Origin of the sequence: Streptomyces sp. NPDC006259, assembly GCF_042870975.1 — a bacterium.
Taxonomy (GTDB): Bacteria; Actinomycetota; Actinomycetes; order Streptomycetales; family Streptomycetaceae; genus Streptomyces.
In genome coordinates, this window is the sequence record NZ_JBIAHY010000001.1 from 1,006,468 (window position 1) to 1,025,202 (window position 18,735).

Here is an 18,735-nt window from a genome sequence, read left to right on the forward strand (position 1 = left end):
GAGGGTTCCTTGCGGGAATACAGCCGTATCCGAGCCGGAGGGCCGGATGTGCTGGTCGGCTGCGGTCCCGGCGGGCATGGCTGTCGCCACCGAGACCACGGTTCACGTTACCAGCACGGGGACGGCAATTTTCCCCAGGGTTACCACACAGAAACCAGTCCTCGAGGTGCGCTCCCTCACAAGCGAGACACAGACTAACTCTCGCACGAACGCCGCACGACGCGGCACGACACGAGCGGCGGCGCACGGCACCCGGTCGCCACCGGGCGTCATGACGCCGCCGCTGTCCGGCCGGCCATGGGGCCGACGGAACGGTCAGTCCTCCGTGTTGGCCGAGACGGACGAAACGCCCTGCTGCGCCGCCGCCGTCGTCTTCGACGCCGACTTCGCCGCCTTCTTGGCCACGGTCTTCTTGGCCACCGTCTTCTTCGCGGCCGTCTTCTTCGCCACGGTCTTCTTGGTGGTGGCCTTCTTCGCCGTGGCCTTCTTCGCCGTCTTGCGGGCGGCCGTCTTCTTGACCGGGGCGCCCTCCTCCGGCTCCTCGGCGGACTCCGCCTCGACCGACTCCGCCTCGACGGGGGCCGGGGCCTGCGCCGCGGCTTCGGCCAGGGCCTCCACCGGGGCCTCCGCCGCGGCCGACGGCACGACCACGACGGCCGTCTCCTCGGACGCAGTGGGCGCGGTGGCCTTGCGCACGGCACGGCGCCTCGGACGGGCCGGAGCCGCGCTCTCGGCGACCGGCTCGGACACGGGCTCGGCGGTCGGCTCGGCGACCGGCTCCGGCCGCGTCCCGGCCTGCTCCGCCGGGGACTCCACCGGAGCCTGCGCGGGCGCGGACTCGGTGACCGTCACGACGGCGGCCTCCGCCCCGGCGGGCGAACCGGCCGGCGCGGACACCTTGCGCGTGGCCCGACGGCGCGTACGGCCCTTGGGCGCGGCCTCCTCGGCGACGGGGTCCCCGGCAGCGGGGGCCTCGACGACCGGGTCCTCGACCGCGACCGGCTCGGCGTGCGCGACAGCGGCCTCGGCCGGCTGCACCGCGCGCTCGGCCTCCACCTCGGCGGACACGTCCTGCGCCGTGGGAACCTCCGCGGCCGGCTCGGCCACGGCCTCCCGCCTGGGCGCGCCGCTCCTCGGCGCACCCGCGGGGGATGAGGCCCGACGGCTCGACCGGCGTCGGCCACGACCACGGCCCGCTGCGGCCTCCGCCTCGGCGACGCTGCTGTACAGCTCCTCGTCGGGCTCGAACTCGGGCATCTCCAGGGCGACCGGCTCGGCCACCTCGGCGGCGACCTCGGCCTCGCTCTCGGTCTCCTCGTCGGCGCCCACCACGGTCTCGTGCTCGTGCTCGTGCTCGTGGACGTCGCCGCCCCGACCGCGCTTCTTGCGCTTGCCGCCGCCACCGACGGCGGCCGGCTGGTCGAGGTGGACGATGACCCCACGGCCGTTGCAGTGGACGCAGGTCTCGGAGAACGACTCCAGCAGACCCTGTCCGACCCGCTTGCGGGTCATCTGCACGAGACCCAGCGAGGTCACCTCGGCCACCTGGTGCTTCGTCCGGTCCCGGCCCAGGCACTCCAGCAGGCGCCGCAGCACCAGGTCCCGGTTCTGCTCCAGCACCATGTCGATGAAGTCGATCACGATGATGCCGCCGAGGTCGCGCAGCCGCAGCTGACGCACGATCTCCTCGGCCGCCTCCAGGTTGTTCCTGGTGACCGTCTCCTCGAGGTTGCCGCCCTGACCGGTGAACTTGCCGGTGTTGACGTCGACGACGACCATCGCCTCGGTCCGGTCGATCACCAGCGAACCGCCGCTGGGCAGCCAGACCTTGCGGTCCAGCGCCTTGGCGAGCTGCTCGTCGATCCGGTAGGTGGCGAAGACGTCGACCTCGGAGGTCCACCTGGACAGCCGGTCGACCAGGTCCGGGGCGACGTGCGAGACGTAGCCGTGGATGGTCGACCAGGCCTCGTCGCCGCTGACGACGACCTTGGTGAAGTCCTCGTTGAAGATGTCGCGCACGACCCGGACGGTCATGTCCGGCTCGCCGTAGAGCAGCGTCGGCGCGTTGCCGCTCTTGGCCTTCTTCTGGATCTCCTCCCACTGCCCCTGGAGCCGCTCGACGTCGTGGCGCAGCTCCTCCTCGCTCGCGCCCTCGGCAGCGGTGCGCACGATGACGCCCGCGTCCTCGGGAACGATCTTCTTGAGGATGCTCTTCAGCCGGGCCCGCTCGGTGTCGGGCAGCTTGCGGCTGATGCCGGTCATCGAGCCCTCGGGCACATACACGAGGTAGCGGCCCGGCAGCGAGACCTGGCTGGTCAGGCGGGCGCCCTTGTGCCCGATCGGGTCCTTGGTGACCTGCGCGAGGACCGGCTGGCCGGACTTGAGGGCGGACTCGATGCGGCGCGGCCCGTTGGCCATGCCGAGCGCCTCGAAGTTGACCTCACCGGCGTACAGGACGGCGTTGCGGCCCTTGCCGATGTCGATGAAGGCGGCCTCCATCGACGGCAGCACGTTCTGGACCTTGCCCAGGTAGACGTTGCCGACGTAGGAGGTCGACTCCTCCTTGTTGACGTAGTGCTCGACGAGCACGCCGTCCTCCAGGACGCCGATCTGCGTACGGTCGCCGTACTGGCGGACCACCATCACGCGCTCGACGGCCTCACGGCGGGCCAGGAACTCGGCCTCGGTGATGATCGGCACGCGGCGGCGGCCCTGCTCGCGGCCCTCGCGGCGGCGCTGCTTCTTCGCCTCCAGACGGGTCGAGCCCTTGATGGACGTGACCTCGTCCGACGGCTCGCTCGCCTTGCGCGGCTCGCGGACCTTGACGACGGTGCGCTCCGGGTCGCTGTCGCCCGGCTCGACGTCGGTCGAGGCGTCCCCGGCGCGACGGCGACGGCGACGACGGCGACGACTGCCGGCGGTGGAGCCCGCCTCGTCGTCGGCGTGGCCCTCCTCGGCGTCCTCGTCCTCCTGCTCGGCGGTGTCCTCGGCGTCCTGTGCGGCCTGCTCCACGGCCAGGTCCTCGGCGTCGACGTCCCCGTCGGCGCTGTCACCGCGGCGGCGGCGACGGCCACCCCGGCGGCGACGGCGGCGGGACGCGCCCTCGTCGGTGTCGTCGTCGCCCTCGGCGGTGTCGTCGGCGGCCTCGTCGGCCTCCTCCGGTTCCGTCTCGTCCTCGGCGGCCGGCTGCTCGACGGTCCTCGTCGGCTCGGCCGGCTCCTCGGCCTGGCCGGCCCCCCGGCGCCGGCGACGGCGACGCGAACCGGTCTGCTCCTCCGGAAGCTCCTCGGCCACCTCGACCGGGGCGGCCACGGGCTCCGCCACCGGCTCCTCCACCTCGACCTCGGCGGCGGCGGCCTCGGCGGCGGCACGCTCCGGCGTCTGGAAGCGCGGCTCGGTGAACACGGGCGCCTGGAACACGGCGACGGCGGGACGGGCCGGACGACGCGGGGCGTCCTCCTCCCCGGCCGGACGCGCGGGCGCGGAGAATCCGACGGCGGCCTTGCGGGTGACGCGGCGACGCCCACGGCGGGGGCCGGCCTCCTCGTCGGCCTCAGGCGTCGGCGCGGCCTCGGGGGCCTCCTCCTCCGCCACGGCGGGCTCGGCGGGAGTCTCTGCCTGCTCCGCCGCCACGGCGGGCGCGGTGGCGGCACGGGCGGCCCGACGGCGCGTACGGCCCTTGGGCGCCGCCTCCTCGTCGGCGGGCGCCTCGGTGGGCTCGGCCTGCTGGGCGACGGCGACGGGCGCCTCCGTGGCCTCGACGGAGGTCTCGGCGGCCTGCGGGGCACCGGTGGGGGCGGTCGCGCGGCGGGTGGCCCTGCGACGGCTGCGCCCGGCGGGAGCGGTCTCGGCAGGAGCGGTCTCGGTGGAGGCCGACTCGGCGGGCTCGGTGGCCGTGGTGACGGTCTCGGCGGGCGCGGCGACCGCGGTGACGGTCTCGGCGGCGGTCTCGGCGGCCTGCGGGGCACCGGTGGGGGCGGTCGCGCGGCGGGTGGCCCTGCGACGGCTGCGCCCGGCGGGAGCGGCCTCGGCGGGAGCGGTCTCGTCGGAGGCGCCCTCGGCGACGGCCGACTCGGCGGGCGCGGCGACCGCGGTGACGGTCTCGGCGGCTTCGGCGGCCTGCGGGGCACCGGTGGGGGCGGTCGCGCGGCGGGTGGCCCTACGGCGGCTGCGCCCGGCGGGAGCCGTCTCGGCGGGCTCGGCCGTCACGGCGTCATCGTCTCCGGCGGGGGCCACGCTCTCGGCGGTCTCCGTGGTCTCGGCCTGCTCCGGTGCGGCGGGGGCCGTCACGGTGCGGGTGGCCCGGCGGCGGGTACGGCGCGGTGCGGGTTCCTCGACGGGGGCCTGCTCCTCGGCGGCGACGGCCGCGACGGACTCGACCGCCTCGGGGGCGGTCGCGGGCAGCACGGTCTCGGCGGCCTCGGCCGCCGCGGTCCCACCGGCCGGGGCACCGGCGGGCGCGGACGCCCGACGGGTGGCACGGCGACGCGGACGCGCGGCGGGTGCGGCCTCCTCGGTCACCGCGGGAGCCTCGGCGGGCTCCACGGCGGTGTCCTCCGCCGTCTCTTCCTCGATGTCCTCCGCGGCCGGATCGGCGACGGACTCGGCGACCGGTACGGCCGGCGCGACGGTCTCGGCCGAGGTCTCGGCGGCGCCGACCGGCGGACCCGCCGGTCGGGAGGCGGCACGGCGTCGACGGCGCGGCGGCAACGTGTCGCTCGGGGTGTTCTCTGTGGAGTCCGGTACGGACTCGTTGGATTCGGTCGGTTCGAGCATGCGGGCGTATCTCCCGTCAGGCTCCCGGGCTCCGCGCTGGTCCGGCGCCGATCACGGTGGATCGGTCGCCGTTGACGTCCGCGGCTCGCGCTGTGCGCGGTGCCGCCGTCCGGGGCGCGGGCGCCGCACGGGAGCTCTCTAGTGTCCTGTCTCGCCGGTTCCGTACACCGAATGTGCACGGCCTGGCGAAAGTCTTGTGGTCGGTGCGCTGCCCGACCCAGGTGGCTCCCGAGTGCGAGGGCTGCGCTACGACGTGCGTCCCTGTGCGGAACCTTCCTTACGCCGACGCCTTCGCGGTGGCAGTCACATCGGCCGTTGTCATGGCCTCGGCTGCCTCGCGGTCGGGCGCGAGCGGGTCGGTCACCGCGCCGGTCTCTTCATCGAACAGCCCCTGCGCCAGCCTGGTCACCCCTGCGGGGACCGGCGGCGCCAGGTCGGCCACGGCGCGAAGACCGGACAGGACGTCGTCGGGTCGAACGGCAGGCGTCACGTGCCGAACAACCAGCCGCAGTATCGCACAGGGCTGGTCCGTCGGCCTATCAGCCTGTGGACTCAGTGATTCAAGATGGACGACGGCGGAGCGGGCGTCGAAGGTGCGGACGCCGTTCTTCATCAGTCGCTGCACCTCGACGGTGTCGGCCGCGTTGAAGGCGGCCACCGCGCGGTCGGCTTCCTCGGGGTCCACGCCGGTCAGGCGCATCTCCCACACGGAGGCCGTGAGCCGGTCGGCGAGCCCGGAGGTCCGGGCCTCGACCGCGTCGACGATGTCGAGCCCGGTGGGCAGCGACTCGTCGAGCAGCTCACGCAGTTTCTGCGGGTCCCGCGCCTGGGTGAGCGCGATCTCCAGGTACTCCGCCTCGCTGCCCGTGCCGGTGGGTGCGGCATTGGCGTACGACACCTTCGGGTGCGGCGTGAACCCCGCCGAGTACGCCATCGGCACCTCGGCACGGCGCAACGCGCGCTCGAAGGCACGCTGGAAGTCACGGTGGCTGGTGAACCGGAGGCGGCCGCGCTTGGTGTAGCGCAGTCGGATGCGCTGCACCGCGGGTGCGGGCGGCGGGCCTTCGGGCTGTCGCTTGCCCAGTGTCGTTCAGTCCTTCGTGAGAGCGGTCGTACGGCTATCAAGAGTACGTGTCCCGCGCCCGGAAGGTTCCCTCCGGGCCACGGGGTCCGACTGCCCGGACTCGCCGAACAGCAAACGCCGCACGTCGGCACGCGCCTGCCGCACGGAGGTCCGGGCGGCCGCCAGCGCCTCCCGGCCGGTGCGGCCCGCGGCGCGCGCGGCCTCGACGGCGGGCCGCAGCACGAGGTCCCGGACGAGGTGCCCGACCGGTGTCAGCACACTGCGGTACACCCGGCGCACCGGCTCCACGAAGATCCACCGCAAGAGGGTGCCGAGGAACCGTCCGACGGCGAGCGAGACGTGTCCGGCGATCCGCCAGGCGTGCCGGAGGGCGTCCCCCACCTCCCGCCCGACGACGGCGAGCACCCGGCCGGCCGGCGTGAGGACCCGGCGCCACAGCGCCTGGGCGGGCAGCACGACGAGGACGCGGGTGACCCAGTACAGGATTCGGCCGATCCCGGCCAGGAGCAGGGCGAGCAGCCGCCCCACGCCCCGCACGCCCCAGGCGACGGCCCGTCCGACGGGGGCCAGGAACCAGTCGTACAGCCAACGGGCGGGTACGACGACCAGGTACCGCGCCAGCCGGGCGAGGGCGGCGCCCAGGCCCAGGACGGCGGGCGTCAGCACGCGCACGTACAGCCGGACCAGGGCGTGACCGACGGGGGTCAGGAGGCAGCGGTGACACCAGAGCAGCGGGGCGACGAGGACCAGTGTCCAGAGCCGCACCAGAGCGTTCCCCACGGGGACGACGACGTACCGCCACAGGCCCACCAGGGGCAGGACGACGAGGACCCTGCCCAGCCACAGCAGGGCGCGGCCGAGCGGGCGCAGCAGCGCGTCGTTCAGAAAGCGGCAGGCGACCACGAGGGCGTCCCACGCCATCCGCACCGGGACGACCAGCACCAGCGCGACGATCCGCACGGGCAGCCGGATCGCCACGACGAGACATCCTTCGGGCCGCTGCCGCGGTGGGTGCCGGACGGGCGGCTTGTCGAGGTCCATACCTGCGAGGACGCCGCAGCGGCCCGCCTGGATCCCGCCGCACCCACGGTTCTCGCATCCACCGCCCCGGCCTTGCGCCGGCCTGGTGCCGGCCGGGACCGGACGGTGGGCAACCGAGGGTCCCCCGGGGGGTCCGGGACGACGCGTGCAACGCGCGAGGGCCCGGCCGCACCGTCCGGTGCGACCGGGCCCTCCCCCCGCGAGCCGCGCAGCTCCGCGACTACTCCACGACCTACTTCACGACGGTCAACGGCAGCAGCTTCTTGCCCGTGGGGCCGATCTGGATGCTGGTGTCCATGGCCGGGCACACCCCGCAGTCGAAGCACGGGGTCCAGCGGCAGTCGTCGACCTCCGTCTCGTCGAGGGCGTCCTGCCAGTCCTCCCAGAGCCAGTCCTTGTCGAGGCCGGAGTCCAGGTGGTCCCAGGGCAGGACCTCCTCGTAGCCGCGCTCACGGGTGGTGTACCAGTCGACGTCCACGCCGAAGGGGGCCAGCGCCTTGTCGGCGCAGCTCATCCAGCGGTCGTAGGAGAAGTGTTCGCGCCAGCCGTCGAAGCGGCCGCCGTCCTCGTAGACCGCTCGGATGACGGCACCGATGCGGCGGTCGCCCCTGGACAGCAGGCCTTCGACGATGCCGGGCTTGCCGTCGTGGTAGCGGAAGCCGATCGAGCGGCCGTACTTCTTGTCGCCGCGGATCTTGTCGCGCAGCTTGCCCAGACGGGCGTCCGTCTCCTCGGCGGAGAGCTGCGGCGCCCACTGGAACGGGGTGTGGGGCTTGGGCACGAAGCCGCCGATGGAGACCGTGCAGCGGATGTCGTTGGCGCCGGAGACCTCGCGGCCCTTCTGGATCACGCGGGTCGCCATGTCGGCGATCTGGAGGACGTCCTCGTCGGTCTCCGTCGGCAGACCGCACATGAAGTACAGCTTCACCTGGCGCCAGCCGTTGCCGTACGCGGTGGCGACGGTCCTGATCAGGTCCTCTTCCGAGACCATCTTGTTGATGACCTTGCGCAAGCGCTCGGAGCCGCCCTCGGGGGCGAAGGTGAGGCCGGACCGGCGGCCGTTGCGCGTCAGCTCGTTGGCCAGGTCGACGTTGAAGGCGTCGACGCGGGTCGAGGGCAGGGAGAGGCCGATCTTGTCTTCCTCGTAGCGGTCCGCGAGGCCCTTGGCGACCTCGCCGATCTCGCTGTGGTCCGCGGAGGACAGCGACAGCAGGCCGACCTCCTCGAAGCCGGTCGCCTTCAGGCCCTTCTCCACCATCTCGCCGATGCCGGTGATCGAGCGCTCGCGCACCGGGCGGGTGATCATGCCGGCCTGGCAGAAGCGGCAGCCGCGGGTGCAGCCGCGGAAGATCTCCACCGACATGCGCTCATGGACCGTCTCGGCGAGCGGGACCAGCGGCTGCTTGGGGTAGGGCCACTCGTCGAGGTCCATGACCGTGTGCTTCGACACCCGCCACGGCACGCCCGACCTGTTCGGCACGACTCGGGCGATCCGGCCGTCCGGCAGGTACTCGACGTCGTAGAAGCGCGGGATGTACACGCCGCCGGTCTTCGCCAGGCGGAACAGGACCTCCTCGCGGCCACCCGGCCGGCCCTCGGCCTTCCACTCCCGGATGATCTTCGTCATGTCGAGCACGGCCTGCTCGCCGTCCCCGATGACCGCCGCGTCGATGAAGTCGGCGATCGGCTCGGGGTTGAACGCGGCGTGACCGCCCGCCAGCACGATCGGGTCGTCCAGCCCGCGGTCCTTCGACTCCAGCGGGATGCCCGCCAGGTCGAGCGCGGTCAGCATGTTCGTGTAACCCAGCTCGGTGGAGAAGGACAGGCCGAACACGTCGAAGGCCTTCACCGGGCGGTGGCTGTCCACCGTGAACTGCGGGACGCGGTGCTCCCGCATCAGGGCCTCCAGGTCCGGCCACACGCTGTACGTGCGCTCGGCGAGGACGCCCTCCTGCTCGTTGAGGACCTCGTAGAGGATCATGACGCCCTGGTTGGGCAGCCCGACCTCGTACGCGTCCGGGTACATCAGCGCCCAACGGACGTCGCAGGACTCCCAGGGCTTGACCGTGGAGTTTAGCTCGCCACCGACGTACTGGATCGGCTTCTGCACGTGCGGGAGCAGAGCTTCGAGCTGCGGGAAGACCGACTCGACAGACATCGCGGGGTTACCTTCGTGAGCTGGCGGGGGGCACCCCCGGCCGGGGGCTGGGGGAGGGTGACCATCTAGCCTAACCCGCTCATGGGGCGTCCCCGAACGACGAAAGGGACCAGCGGCCGAGCCCGGACGGCAGGGTCCTCCGGGCTCGACCGGCCGCCGCACCCGCAGAACACCGAGTGAGGCGGGGGCGGCCGGTCAGGCCGACATGGGGCGCTGCACCTGGATCGACTGCAACAGCCCGACGGCCACCCACACGGCGAACATCGACGTGCCGCCGTAGGACACGAACGGCAGGGGGAGGCCGGTGACCGGCATGATGCCGAGGGTCATGCCGATGTTCTCGAAGGACTGGAAGGCGAACCAGGCCACGATGCCGGCGGCGACGATCGTGCCGTACAGCTCGGTCGTCTCGCGGGCGATGCGGCAGGCCCGCCACAGGACGACGCCGAGCAGCACGATGATGAGGCCGCCGCCGACGAAGCCCAGTTCCTCGCCGGCCACCGTGAACACGAAGTCCGTCTGCTGCTCGGGGACGAACTGGCCGGTCGTCTGCGACCCCTCGAAGAGGCCGGACCCGGTCAGCCCGCCCGAACCGATCGCGATGCGCGCCTGGTTGGTGTTGTAGCCGACGCCGGCCGGGTCGAGGCTGGGGTTGGCGAAGGCGGCGAAGCGGGCGATCTGGTAGTCGTCCAGGATGTGCAGCTGCCAGACGGCGAGCGCGCCTGCCGCGCCCGCGCCGAGCAGCCCGAAGACCCACCGGTTGGAGGCGCCGGAGGCCAGCAGCACCCCCAGCACGATGATGACCATGACCATGACCGACCCGAGGTCGGGCATCAGCATGACGATCAGCATGGGTACGGCGGCCAGGCCGAGTGCCTGGAGCACCGTGCGCTGGTCGGGGTAGAGCTTGTCGCCCGCGTCGACCCGGGCCGCCAGCAGCATCGCCATGCCCAGGATGATCGTGATCTTCACGAACTCCGAGGGCTGGAGCGAGAATCCGCCGGCGAGCTGGATCCAGGAGTGGGCGCCGTTGACGGTGGAGCCCAGCGGGGTGAGCACCAGCAGGATCAGCAGCACCGACAGGCCGTAGAGGATCGGGACGGCGTTGCGCAGGGTGCGGTGGCCGAGCCAGACCGTGCCGACCATCAGGGCGAGCCCGATGCCGGTGTTCAAGAGGTGTCGCAGCAGGAAGAAGTACGGGTCTCCCTGGTTGATCTCCGTGCGGTTGCGGGTCGCCGAGTACACCAGCAGGGAGCCGATCAGCGACAGCGCGATCGCCGCCAGCAGTATCGGCCAGTCCAGGCGTCGGGCCAGGGAGTCGCGGGCGAAGATCCGCGTCCAGCCGGCCCGCTCGGGCCCGTACCCGGAGACGGAGAAGCCGTTCGCGCCGGTCATGTGCACTTCCTCCGGCTTCCGCGCCGGCGCCCTCGCCGCCGCGTGTCACGGTTGGTGGCCTCGGGGGAGGCGGTGGTCGCCCCCTGCTGTGTCCCGTCGGGGACCGGGGGGCCGGTCTCGGTGGCCTTCTGGTAGGTCTGCTGCTCCTTCGCCGGGTCCTTGGAGATCTTCGGGGACGCGATGGTGCCGTCCGTCTTGATCTTCGGCAGGGTCTTCTGCGGGGTGGGCAGCAGCGCGTTCTTCTTGTCGATCACGCCGGCGTCGGAGACGCCGTAGAGAGCGTCGTATATGTTCCGCACGGCCGGTCCGGAGGCGCCGGAACCCGTACCACCCTGGGAGATCGTCATCACGATCGAGTAGTCCTTGGTGTACGTGGCGAACCAGGACGTCGTCTGCTTGCCGTAGACCTCGGCGGTACCGGTCTTGGCGTGCATCTCGATCTTGTCCTGCGGCCAGCCGCCGAAGCGCCAGGCCGCCGTGCCGCGGGTGGCCACACCGGCGAGGGCCTCGTCCATCTGGGCCAGGGTCTGCTTGGTGACGGGCAGCTTGCCGTGTGCCTTGGGCGCGATCTGCTCGACCGTCCTGCCGTCGGGGCTGACGACGGCCTTGCCGACCGTCGGGTCGTACAGCGTGCCGCCGTTGGCGATGGCCGCGTAGATCGTGGCCATCTGGATGGGCGTCACGAGGGTGTCGCCCTGGCCGATGGAGTAGTTGATCTCGTCACCGGCGCGCATCTTGTTGCCCTCGAGGCAGTTCTCGTACGAGATCTTCTCGACGTAACTGCCGTCCTTCTTGCCGGTCTTGCACCAGCCCGCCTTGTTGGCGTCCCAGTAGGACTGCTTCCACTCACGGTCGGGGACGCGGCCGCTGACCTCGTTGGGCAGGTCGACGCCGGTCTCCTTGCCGAGGCCGAACTGGTGGGCGGTCTTGTAGAAGAAGTCCTTCGGCTTGCCCTTGGGGTTGATGCCGCCGTCCTTCTGCCACTCGCGGTGGGCGAGGGAGTAGAAGACGGTGTCGCAGGAGACCTCCAGGGCGCGGCCGAGGCTGATCGGGCCGTGGTTCTGGGACTCGAAGTTCTTGAAGACCTGGCCGCCGACCGAGTACGAGCTGGAGCAGTTGTAGCGCCCGTCGAAGTCGTAGCCCGCCTGGACCGCGGCGGCCGTGGAGACCACCTTGAAGATCGAGCCGGGCGCCGCCTGACCCTGTATGGCCCTGTTGAGCAGCGGGTAGTTGGACGACTTCCCGGTGAGCTTCCTGTAGTCCTTGGCGGAGATCCCGCCGACCCAGGCGTTGGGGTCGTAGTTGGGGTTGGACGCCATGGCGACCACGCGACCGGTCCTGGCCTCCATCACGACGACCGCGCCGGCGTCGGCCTTGTAGTTCTCCCCGGTGTTCTTGTCGAACTGCCTGCGGGCCTCCTTCATGGCCTCGTTCAGCTCGTACTCGGCGACTCGCTGGACGCGGGCGTCGATGCTGGTGACGAGGTTGGAGCCGGGCTGTGCCGGGTCGGCCTCGGCCTCGCCGATGACCCGGCCGAGGTTGTCGACCTCGTAGCGCGTGACGCCGGCCTTGCCGCGCAGCTCCTTGTCGTACTCACGCTCCAGGCCGGACCGGCCGACCTGGTCGGAGCGCAGGAAGGGCGAGTCGGTGTCCTGGGCCTTGGTGATCTCCTCGTCGGTGACCGGGGAGAGGTAGCCGAGGACCTGGGCGGTGTTGGCGGCGCCGGGGCTCGGGTAGCGGCGCACGGCCTCGGGTTCGGCGGTGATGCCGGGGAAGTCCTCGGCGCGCTCGCGGATCTGGAGGGCCTGCCTGGGCGTGGCCTCGTCGGTGATCGGGATGGGCTGGTAGGGCGAGCCGTTCCAGCAGGGCTGGGGGGTCTTCGCGTCGCACAGCCGGACCTTCTGCGCGACCTCCTCGGCGGTCATGCCGAGGACGGCGGCGAGCTTGGCCAGGACGGCCTTGCCGTCGTCCTTCTGCTTCAGCAGGTCGGTGCGGGAGGCGGAGACGACGAGCCGTGTCTCGTTGTCCGCGAGGGGAACCCCCCGCGCGTCCAGGATGGAGCCGCGGACGGCGGGCTCGACGACCTGCTGGACGTGGTTGCCGGATGCCTCCTTGGCGTACTCCGCGCCCTCCCGGATCTGCAGATACCACAGTCGGCCGCCGAGGGTGCCGAGGAGGGAGAGGACGAGGATCTGGATCACGACGAGCCGGATCTGGACCCGTGGGGTCCGCCCGGTCTCGGGAATGTTGGTCACTGCGGCTGTCTCCCCCTCTCAGTGTGCGGACGTGTGTGCCCGGATGCGTGTGACTGCGGGTGTGGCTGTGCTGCTGGTGCCTGGGGCCGTGTCCGCGCCCCGGGCCGTGTCCCTGCCCCGGGCCGTGCCTGCGCCCGTGGTGATGTCCGTCCCCGCGGATATGGCCGTGGCCCTGGCTTCGGCTGTGCCCGTCCCTGTGCCCGTCCCCGTCCCCGTGCTCGTGTCCGTGCGGACGAATCCCGTGCGTACGAATGATGAACGATCGGCCTGTGAGACCCCGTTCCGCCGCGGCGGCCCCGTTCGAGTGAATCCTCGAACGCCGCCCCCGCCCCGGGTACGGCCGGCACCGTCTCCGGTGCCGTCCCCCGCGCGACCGGCGCCGTCTCCGCCGCGACCCGACCCGCGCCCGGCGCCGCCTCCGGCGACACCCGGCGTCAACTCCCCGGCGATCACAGCCGCTTGACCCCCTTGATGCGTCCGGCGCGGGCCATCCGGGAGCGGGCCGCCTTCATCTTCAGGCCGCCGCGCTGACCGCCGATCCGCAGGCCGGTACCCGAGGAGAGCCAACCGGAGGAGATGTCGGCCCCCTTGCCTGCGGAGTTGGTCTCGGCGAGCGGGTCGTTGTCCGCGCGCCGGGCCAGGAACATCACGCCCGGCACGACGAAGGGGGCGAGCAGCAGGTCGTACAGGGCCGCCGAGAACAGCAGGCCGGGGAGCCCGACGTGGCGGGCGGCGGTGTCGCCGACGAGGGCGCCGACACCGGCGTACAGCAGGGTGGAGCCGATCGCGGCGGCGACCACCACGACCATCGGGCCGGTGGCCGACTTGATGCGGCCGGTCTCCGGCTTGACGAGCCCGGCGAGGTAGCCGACGACGCACAGCACGAGGGCGTAGCGACCGGCGGCGTGGTCGGCGGGCGGGGCCAGGTCGGCGAGGAGTCCGGCGCCGAAGCCGATGAGGGCGCCGCCGACGTGGCCGTAGATCAGGGCGAGGCCGAGGACGGTGAGGAGGAGCAGGTCGGGGACGGCGCCGGGCAGGTGCAGGCGGGCGAGGACGCTCACCTGGATCACCAGGGCGACCACGATCAGCGGGACGGAGAGCAGGATCCGGTTGACGCGCATGGGGTAGTCAGCTCCTACTGCTCTTCCTGGCCTTCGACGGGTGCGTTCGCGTTCGGGGTGACCGTGACGGTCACCGTCGGCGTGGGGACCGGCTTGGGCTTTGTGGGCAGCACGGTGTCGCGCGGGTCCTTCTTCGGGGCCTCGACGACGACGCCGACGATGTCGAGCTTGGTGAAGCTGACGTACGGCGTGACGTAGAGGGTGCGGGTGAGGTCGCCGCCGGACGGGTCGACGCGGGAGACCACGCCGACCGGCACGCCGGGTACGAAGGGCTTGTCGGCCTGGGAGCCGAAGGTGACCAGCCGGTCGCCCTTCTTGACTTCGGCCTTGCCGTTGAGGAGTTCGACGCGCAGCGGGCGGTCGCCCTGCCCGGAGGCGAAGCCCAGTTCGTCGGAGGCCTCCATGCGGGTGCCGACCGTGAAGTCGGGGTCGCTGGCGAGCAGGACGGTGGCGGTGTCGGGCCCGACGGTCGTGACGCGCCCGACCAGGCCGTCGCCGTTCAGGACGGTCATGTCGCGGGTGATGCCGTCGTGGGCGCCGACGTCGATGGTGACGGTCCAGGAGAAGCCCTGGGCCGCTCCGATCGCGATGACCTCGGCGCCCTTGATGCCGTACTGGCCGGCGCCGGCGGTCTTCAGCATCTTGTCGAGCTGGGCCAGCCGGCTGCGGTTGCGGTCGTCGCTGCCGAGTTTCGCCTCGAGGGCCGCGTTCTCCTTCTCGAGCGCGGCGAGCCGGTCGTGGCGCTCACCCGAGTCGCGTACGGCGGAGACGGCGTCGCCGACGGGGTCCACCGCCGACGCCACCCCGTTCTCGATCGGACCGAAGGCCGCGGCGGCGGCCTGTCGGGCACCGTCGACCGGGGAGTCCTCTCCGCCGCGGATGTCCACCGTGATCAGCGCGAACGCGACGGCGGTCAGCAGCACCAGGAGCAGCCGGCTCTCTCGTGTGTCCCTCACGTGCGGCGGCCGTGCCCTTCCTCATAGCAATGCGGAATTCGGATGGCCCCCGGGTAGGTCCGAGGGCGCGGTATGGGGTGCTTGGGGGGCTCTTGAGGATCTTATGCCTCGGTATCAACGATCCGCCGCACGAGAGGCGATCATCTCGTACGGCGGAATCGAAGCGTTACGTCATCTGCGCGGCGCGGCGTCCAGGACCTGCTGGAGCGCCTCGAACTCCTCGACGCACTTGCCGGATCCGAGCGCCACGCTGTCCAGCGGGTCCTCGGCGATGTGGATGGGCATGCCGGTCTCCCGGCGCAGCCGCTCGTCCAGACCGCGCAGCAGGGCTCCGCCGCCGGTGAGAACGATTCCGCGGTCCATGATGTCGCCCGACAGCTCCGGCGGACACTTGTCGAGGGTGGTCTTCACGGCGTCGACGATCGCGTTGACGGGTTCCTCGATCGCCTTGCGGACTTCGGCGGCCGAGATGACCACGGTCTTGGGCAGCCCGGAGACGAGGTCCCGGCCACGGATTTCGGTGTGCTCGTCGGAGTCGAGGTCGTACGCCGAGCCGATCGTGATCTTGATCTGCTCCGCCGTCCGCTCACCGAGAAGGAGGCTGTACTCCTTCTTGATGTGCTGGATGATCGCGTTGTCCAGCTCGTCGCCCGCGACGCGGATGGACTGGGCGGTGACGATGCCGCCGAGCGAGATGACCGCGACCTCCGTGGTGCCGCCGCCGATGTCCACCACCATGTTGCCCGTGGCCTCGTGGACCGGCAGGCCGGAGCCGATGGCCGCGGCCATGGGCTCCTCGATGATGTGCACCTGTCGGGCGCCGGCCTGGGTCGACGCCTCGATGACGGCGCGGCGCTCGACGCCCGTGATGCCCGAGGGCACGCAGACGACGACCCGCGGCCGGGCCAGATACCGCCGCTTGTGGATCTTCAGGATGAAGTAGCGGAGCATCCGCTCGGTGATCTCGAAGTCGGCGATGACGCCGTCCTTCAACGGACGCACGGCGACGATGTTGCCGGGCGTCCGCCCGATCATCTTCTTCGCTTCGGAGCCGACCGCGAGGATGCCACCGGTGTTGGTGTTGATCGCGACGACGGACGGCTCGTTGAGTACGATCCCGCGACCCCTGACGTACACCAGCGTGTTGGCGGTCCCGAGGTCGACAGCCATGTCACGGCCGATGAACGACATTGAGTTCCCCATCAGGATTCGACTGGCCTTCCCGTGAGCTTGTGAGGGCTTTTCAGGTCGGCGAGGTGGGTGCTGTGACGTGAAGGCCTACATCGTAAACGCGCCTGCACGAACACTGCGCGAGGGTCTTCGCCATTGTCAGCAGATGCCGTGGTGCCTCGCTTGTGGAGACGGTCCATCGGGGGCATGCGTTCCCCCGATCGGCGCGCATATGCCGAAGGACGGCCGAAATCGTACGGCCGTCCGTGGTCGGGCGAGGAAGCGAGGTGACGGCCCCTCAGAAAAATTATCTCCTGGCTCAGGCGCGCCCGGGGAAGAAGATTTTCACCTCGCGGTCGGCGGACTCCTCGGAGTCGGACGCGTGGATCAGGTTCTCGCGGACGATCACGCCGAAGTCGCCGCGGATGGAGCCGGGGGCGGCGGCGATCGGGTCGGTGGGACCGGCGAGGGCGCGCACGCCCTCGATGACCCGCTCCCCCTCGACGATCAGGGCGACGACCGGGCCGGAGGCCATGAACTCCACCAGCGGCTCGTAGAAGGGCTTGCCCTTGTGCTCGCCGTAGTGCTGCTCCAGGGTGTCCTGGTCGAGCGTGCGCAGCTCCAGCGCGGTGATCTGCCAGCCGGCCTTGCGCTCGATACGGCTGATGATCTCGCCGGTCAGGCCACGACGGACGGCGTCGGGCTTGAGCAGGACGAGGGTGCGCTGGCTCACGGGGGGACTCCTTCTACGGCCGGTGTGCGGTGGGACGAGATTACAGGGCGTGTCCGAGCCCCTGTCACACAGCGTCAGCGGCATCCGAGGGGGAGGCGGCGGCCTGCGCGGCGAAGCGCGCCTTGGCCTCGTCGATCTTCCGGCCGTAGTGCACGGACGCCCACCACAGGGCCCCGAACAGCACCCCGAGGATGAACATCATCGGCACGACGAAGCCGCTGAGGACGAGCGCGATCTGGAGCGCCCAGCCGAGGGCGACTCCCCCGGGCCGGGTGATCAGGCCGCACAGCAGCAGGCACAGGAACATGGCGACGCCGCAGACCGTCCACACCGTGGAGGTGGAGAGGTCGGCGTCCTTCATGGCGACCAGGCCGGCGAAGCCGATGATGAAGAACTCGCCGATCAGGGTGGAGGAGCAGAGCGTACGCATGGTGTGAGGACTCAGCCCTTCCCCAGGAGCAGCCGGGCTTCCCCGACGGTGATGACGGAACCGGTGACCAGGACGCCGCCGCCGGCGAACTCGCCCTCCTCCTCGGCGAGCGTGATCGCCGCCTCCAGGGCGTCGGGCAGCCGTGGCTCGACCTGGACGCGGTCCTCGCCGAACACCTCGACGGCGATCGCGGCCAGCTCGTCCGCGTCCATGGCGCGGTGGCTGGTGTTCTGGGTGACGACGACCTCGGCGAACATCGGCTCGAAGGCCTCGAGCAGTCCGCGTACGTTCTTGTCGCCGCTGGCCCCGACCACGCCGATCAGCCGGCTGAAGTCGAAGGCCTCGCCGACCGCCTCGGCGGTGGCGCGGGCGCCGGCCGGGTTGTGGGCGGCGTCGAGCACGACGGTCGGGGAGCGCCGGACGACCTCCAGGCGGCCCGGCGCCGACACGGCCGCGAAGGCCTTGCGCACGGTGTCGATGTCCAGCGGCTCGGGCCGCTGGGCGCCCACGCCGAAGAACGCCTCGACGGCGGCGAGGGCGACGGCCGCGTTGTGCGCCTGGTAGGGGCCGTGCAGCGGCAGGTACACCTCGGGGTACTCGCCGCCGACGCCGCGCAGGGTGAGCAGTTGTCCGCCGACGGCGACCTGACGGGCCACGACGCCGAACTCCAGGCCCTCGCGCGCCACCGTGGCGTCCACCTCGACGGCCTTCTTCAGCAGGACCTGAGCGGCGTCGACGGGCTGCTGGGCGAGGATCACGGTCGCGCCCCGCTTGATGATGCCGCCCTTCTCCACGGCGATCGCGGCGGGCGTCTCGCCGAGCCGGTCGGTGTGGTCGAGGTCGATGGGGGTGACGACGGCCACGTCCCCGTCGATCACGTTGGTGGCGTCCCAGGAGCCGCCCATGCCGACCTCCACGACGGCCACGTCCACGGGTGCGTCGGCGAAGGCGGCGTACGCCATGCCGGTGAGCACCTCGAAGAAGGACAGCCGGTACTCCTGGGCCGCGTCGACCATCTCCACGTACGGCTTGATGTCGTGGTACGTCTCGATGAAGCGCTCGGCGGAGACGGGTGCGCCGTCGAGGCTGACGCGCTCGGTGATCGACTGCACGTGCGGCGAGGTGTACCGGCCGGTGCGCAGGTCGAAGGCGCCGAGGAGGGCCTCGATCATGCGGGCCGTGGACGTCTTGCCGTTCGTCCCCGTGATGTGGATGGAGGGGTACGCCCGCTGCGGCTCGCCCAGGAGGTCCATCAGCGCGGCGATCCTGCTGACGGACGGCTCCAGCTTGGTCTCGCCCCAGCGGGTGGCCAGCTCCGTCTCGACCTCGCGCAGGGCCTTGTCGACCTCGGGGTCCGCGGGCCGGGTGGGCACGTCGGGCTCCGGCGGACCGCCCAGGGTGCGCAGGGTGCGGCTGCCGGCCTCGATCACCGCGAGGTCCGGGTCGCGGTCGGTCTCGGCCGCGATGATCTCCTCGAACGAGTCGAGGGCATCGGGCTGGTCGTCGTCGTTGCCGTGGGGGAGGTCGCTCACGGGGCCAGTCTACGGAGGGCCGCCGGCAGACGTGGGCGAAGGCCCCCGGAGCTGTACGTTCCGGGGGCCTTCGCTGCCCTACGG

General features: G+C 71.8%; 12 protein-coding genes. All 12 read right to left on the reverse strand.

What is annotated here, in order from left to right:
* Window positions 1-315 precede the first annotated feature (315 nt).
* The 12 genes from ACFYO5_RS04190 to ACFYO5_RS04245 all read right to left on the reverse strand — a co-directional run bounded on the left by ACFYO5_RS04190 (window position 316) and on the right by ACFYO5_RS04245 (window position 18,651).
* Window positions 316-4,776, reverse strand: coding sequence for an Rne/Rng family ribonuclease (locus tag ACFYO5_RS04190; protein ID WP_388703957.1), 4,461 nt, complete (start codon window positions 4,774-4,776; stop codon window positions 316-318).
* A gap of 277 nt (window positions 4,777-5,053) precedes the next feature.
* Window positions 5,054-5,818, reverse strand: coding sequence for a TIGR03936 family radical SAM-associated protein (locus ACFYO5_RS04195; RefSeq protein ID WP_356559750.1), 765 nt, complete (start codon window positions 5,816-5,818; stop codon window positions 5,054-5,056).
* A 48-nt stretch (window positions 5,819-5,866) separates the two neighbouring features.
* Window positions 5,867-6,901, reverse strand: coding sequence for a hypothetical protein (locus ACFYO5_RS04200; protein ID WP_388703960.1), 1,035 nt, complete (start codon window positions 6,899-6,901; stop codon window positions 5,867-5,869).
* 232 nt (window positions 6,902-7,133) lie between these two features.
* Window positions 7,134-9,059, reverse strand: coding sequence for a TIGR03960 family B12-binding radical SAM protein (locus ACFYO5_RS04205; protein ID WP_356559752.1), 1,926 nt, complete (start codon window positions 9,057-9,059; stop codon window positions 7,134-7,136).
* 195 nt (window positions 9,060-9,254) lie between these two features.
* On the reverse strand, window positions 9,255-10,454 hold the full coding sequence (gene rodA / locus ACFYO5_RS04210; RefSeq protein WP_356559753.1) for a rod shape-determining protein RodA: 1,200 nt from the start codon (window positions 10,452-10,454) through the stop codon (window positions 9,255-9,257).
* Window positions 10,451-12,709: a penicillin-binding protein 2 gene (gene mrdA / locus ACFYO5_RS04215; RefSeq protein ID WP_388703964.1), complete on the reverse strand. Its 2,259-nt coding sequence runs from the start codon at window positions 12,707-12,709 to the stop codon at window positions 10,451-10,453. The genes rodA and mrdA overlap by 4 nt, the downstream gene beginning before the upstream one ends.
* Before the next feature lie 449 nt (window positions 12,710-13,158).
* Entirely contained in the window at window positions 13,159-13,830 is a 672-nt protein-coding gene (mreD, locus tag ACFYO5_RS04220) for a rod shape-determining protein MreD (RefSeq protein WP_356559755.1), read from the reverse strand.
* A 14-nt stretch (window positions 13,831-13,844) separates the two neighbouring features.
* On the reverse strand, window positions 13,845-14,786 hold the full coding sequence (gene mreC, locus ACFYO5_RS04225) for a rod shape-determining protein MreC (protein WP_388703968.1): 942 nt from the start codon (window positions 14,784-14,786) through the stop codon (window positions 13,845-13,847).
* Window positions 14,787-14,957: 171 nt separating this feature from the next.
* Window positions 14,958-15,977: a rod shape-determining protein gene (locus tag ACFYO5_RS04230; protein ID WP_356559757.1), complete on the reverse strand. Its 1,020-nt coding sequence runs from the start codon at window positions 15,975-15,977 to the stop codon at window positions 14,958-14,960.
* A gap of 298 nt (window positions 15,978-16,275) precedes the next feature.
* Window positions 16,276-16,689, reverse strand: a complete 414-nt coding sequence (ndk, locus tag ACFYO5_RS04235) for a nucleoside-diphosphate kinase (protein WP_086773291.1) — start codon at window positions 16,687-16,689, stop codon at window positions 16,276-16,278.
* A gap of 64 nt (window positions 16,690-16,753) precedes the next feature.
* Window positions 16,754-17,119 (reverse strand): DUF4233 domain-containing protein, encoded by a 366-nt coding sequence (locus ACFYO5_RS04240; RefSeq protein WP_388703972.1) that lies wholly within the window; start codon window positions 17,117-17,119, stop codon window positions 16,754-16,756.
* Between the two features lie 11 nt (window positions 17,120-17,130).
* Window positions 17,131-18,651 (reverse strand): folylpolyglutamate synthase/dihydrofolate synthase family protein, encoded by a 1,521-nt coding sequence (locus ACFYO5_RS04245; RefSeq protein WP_356559759.1) that lies wholly within the window; start codon window positions 18,649-18,651, stop codon window positions 17,131-17,133.
* Window positions 18,652-18,735 lie beyond the last annotated feature (84 nt).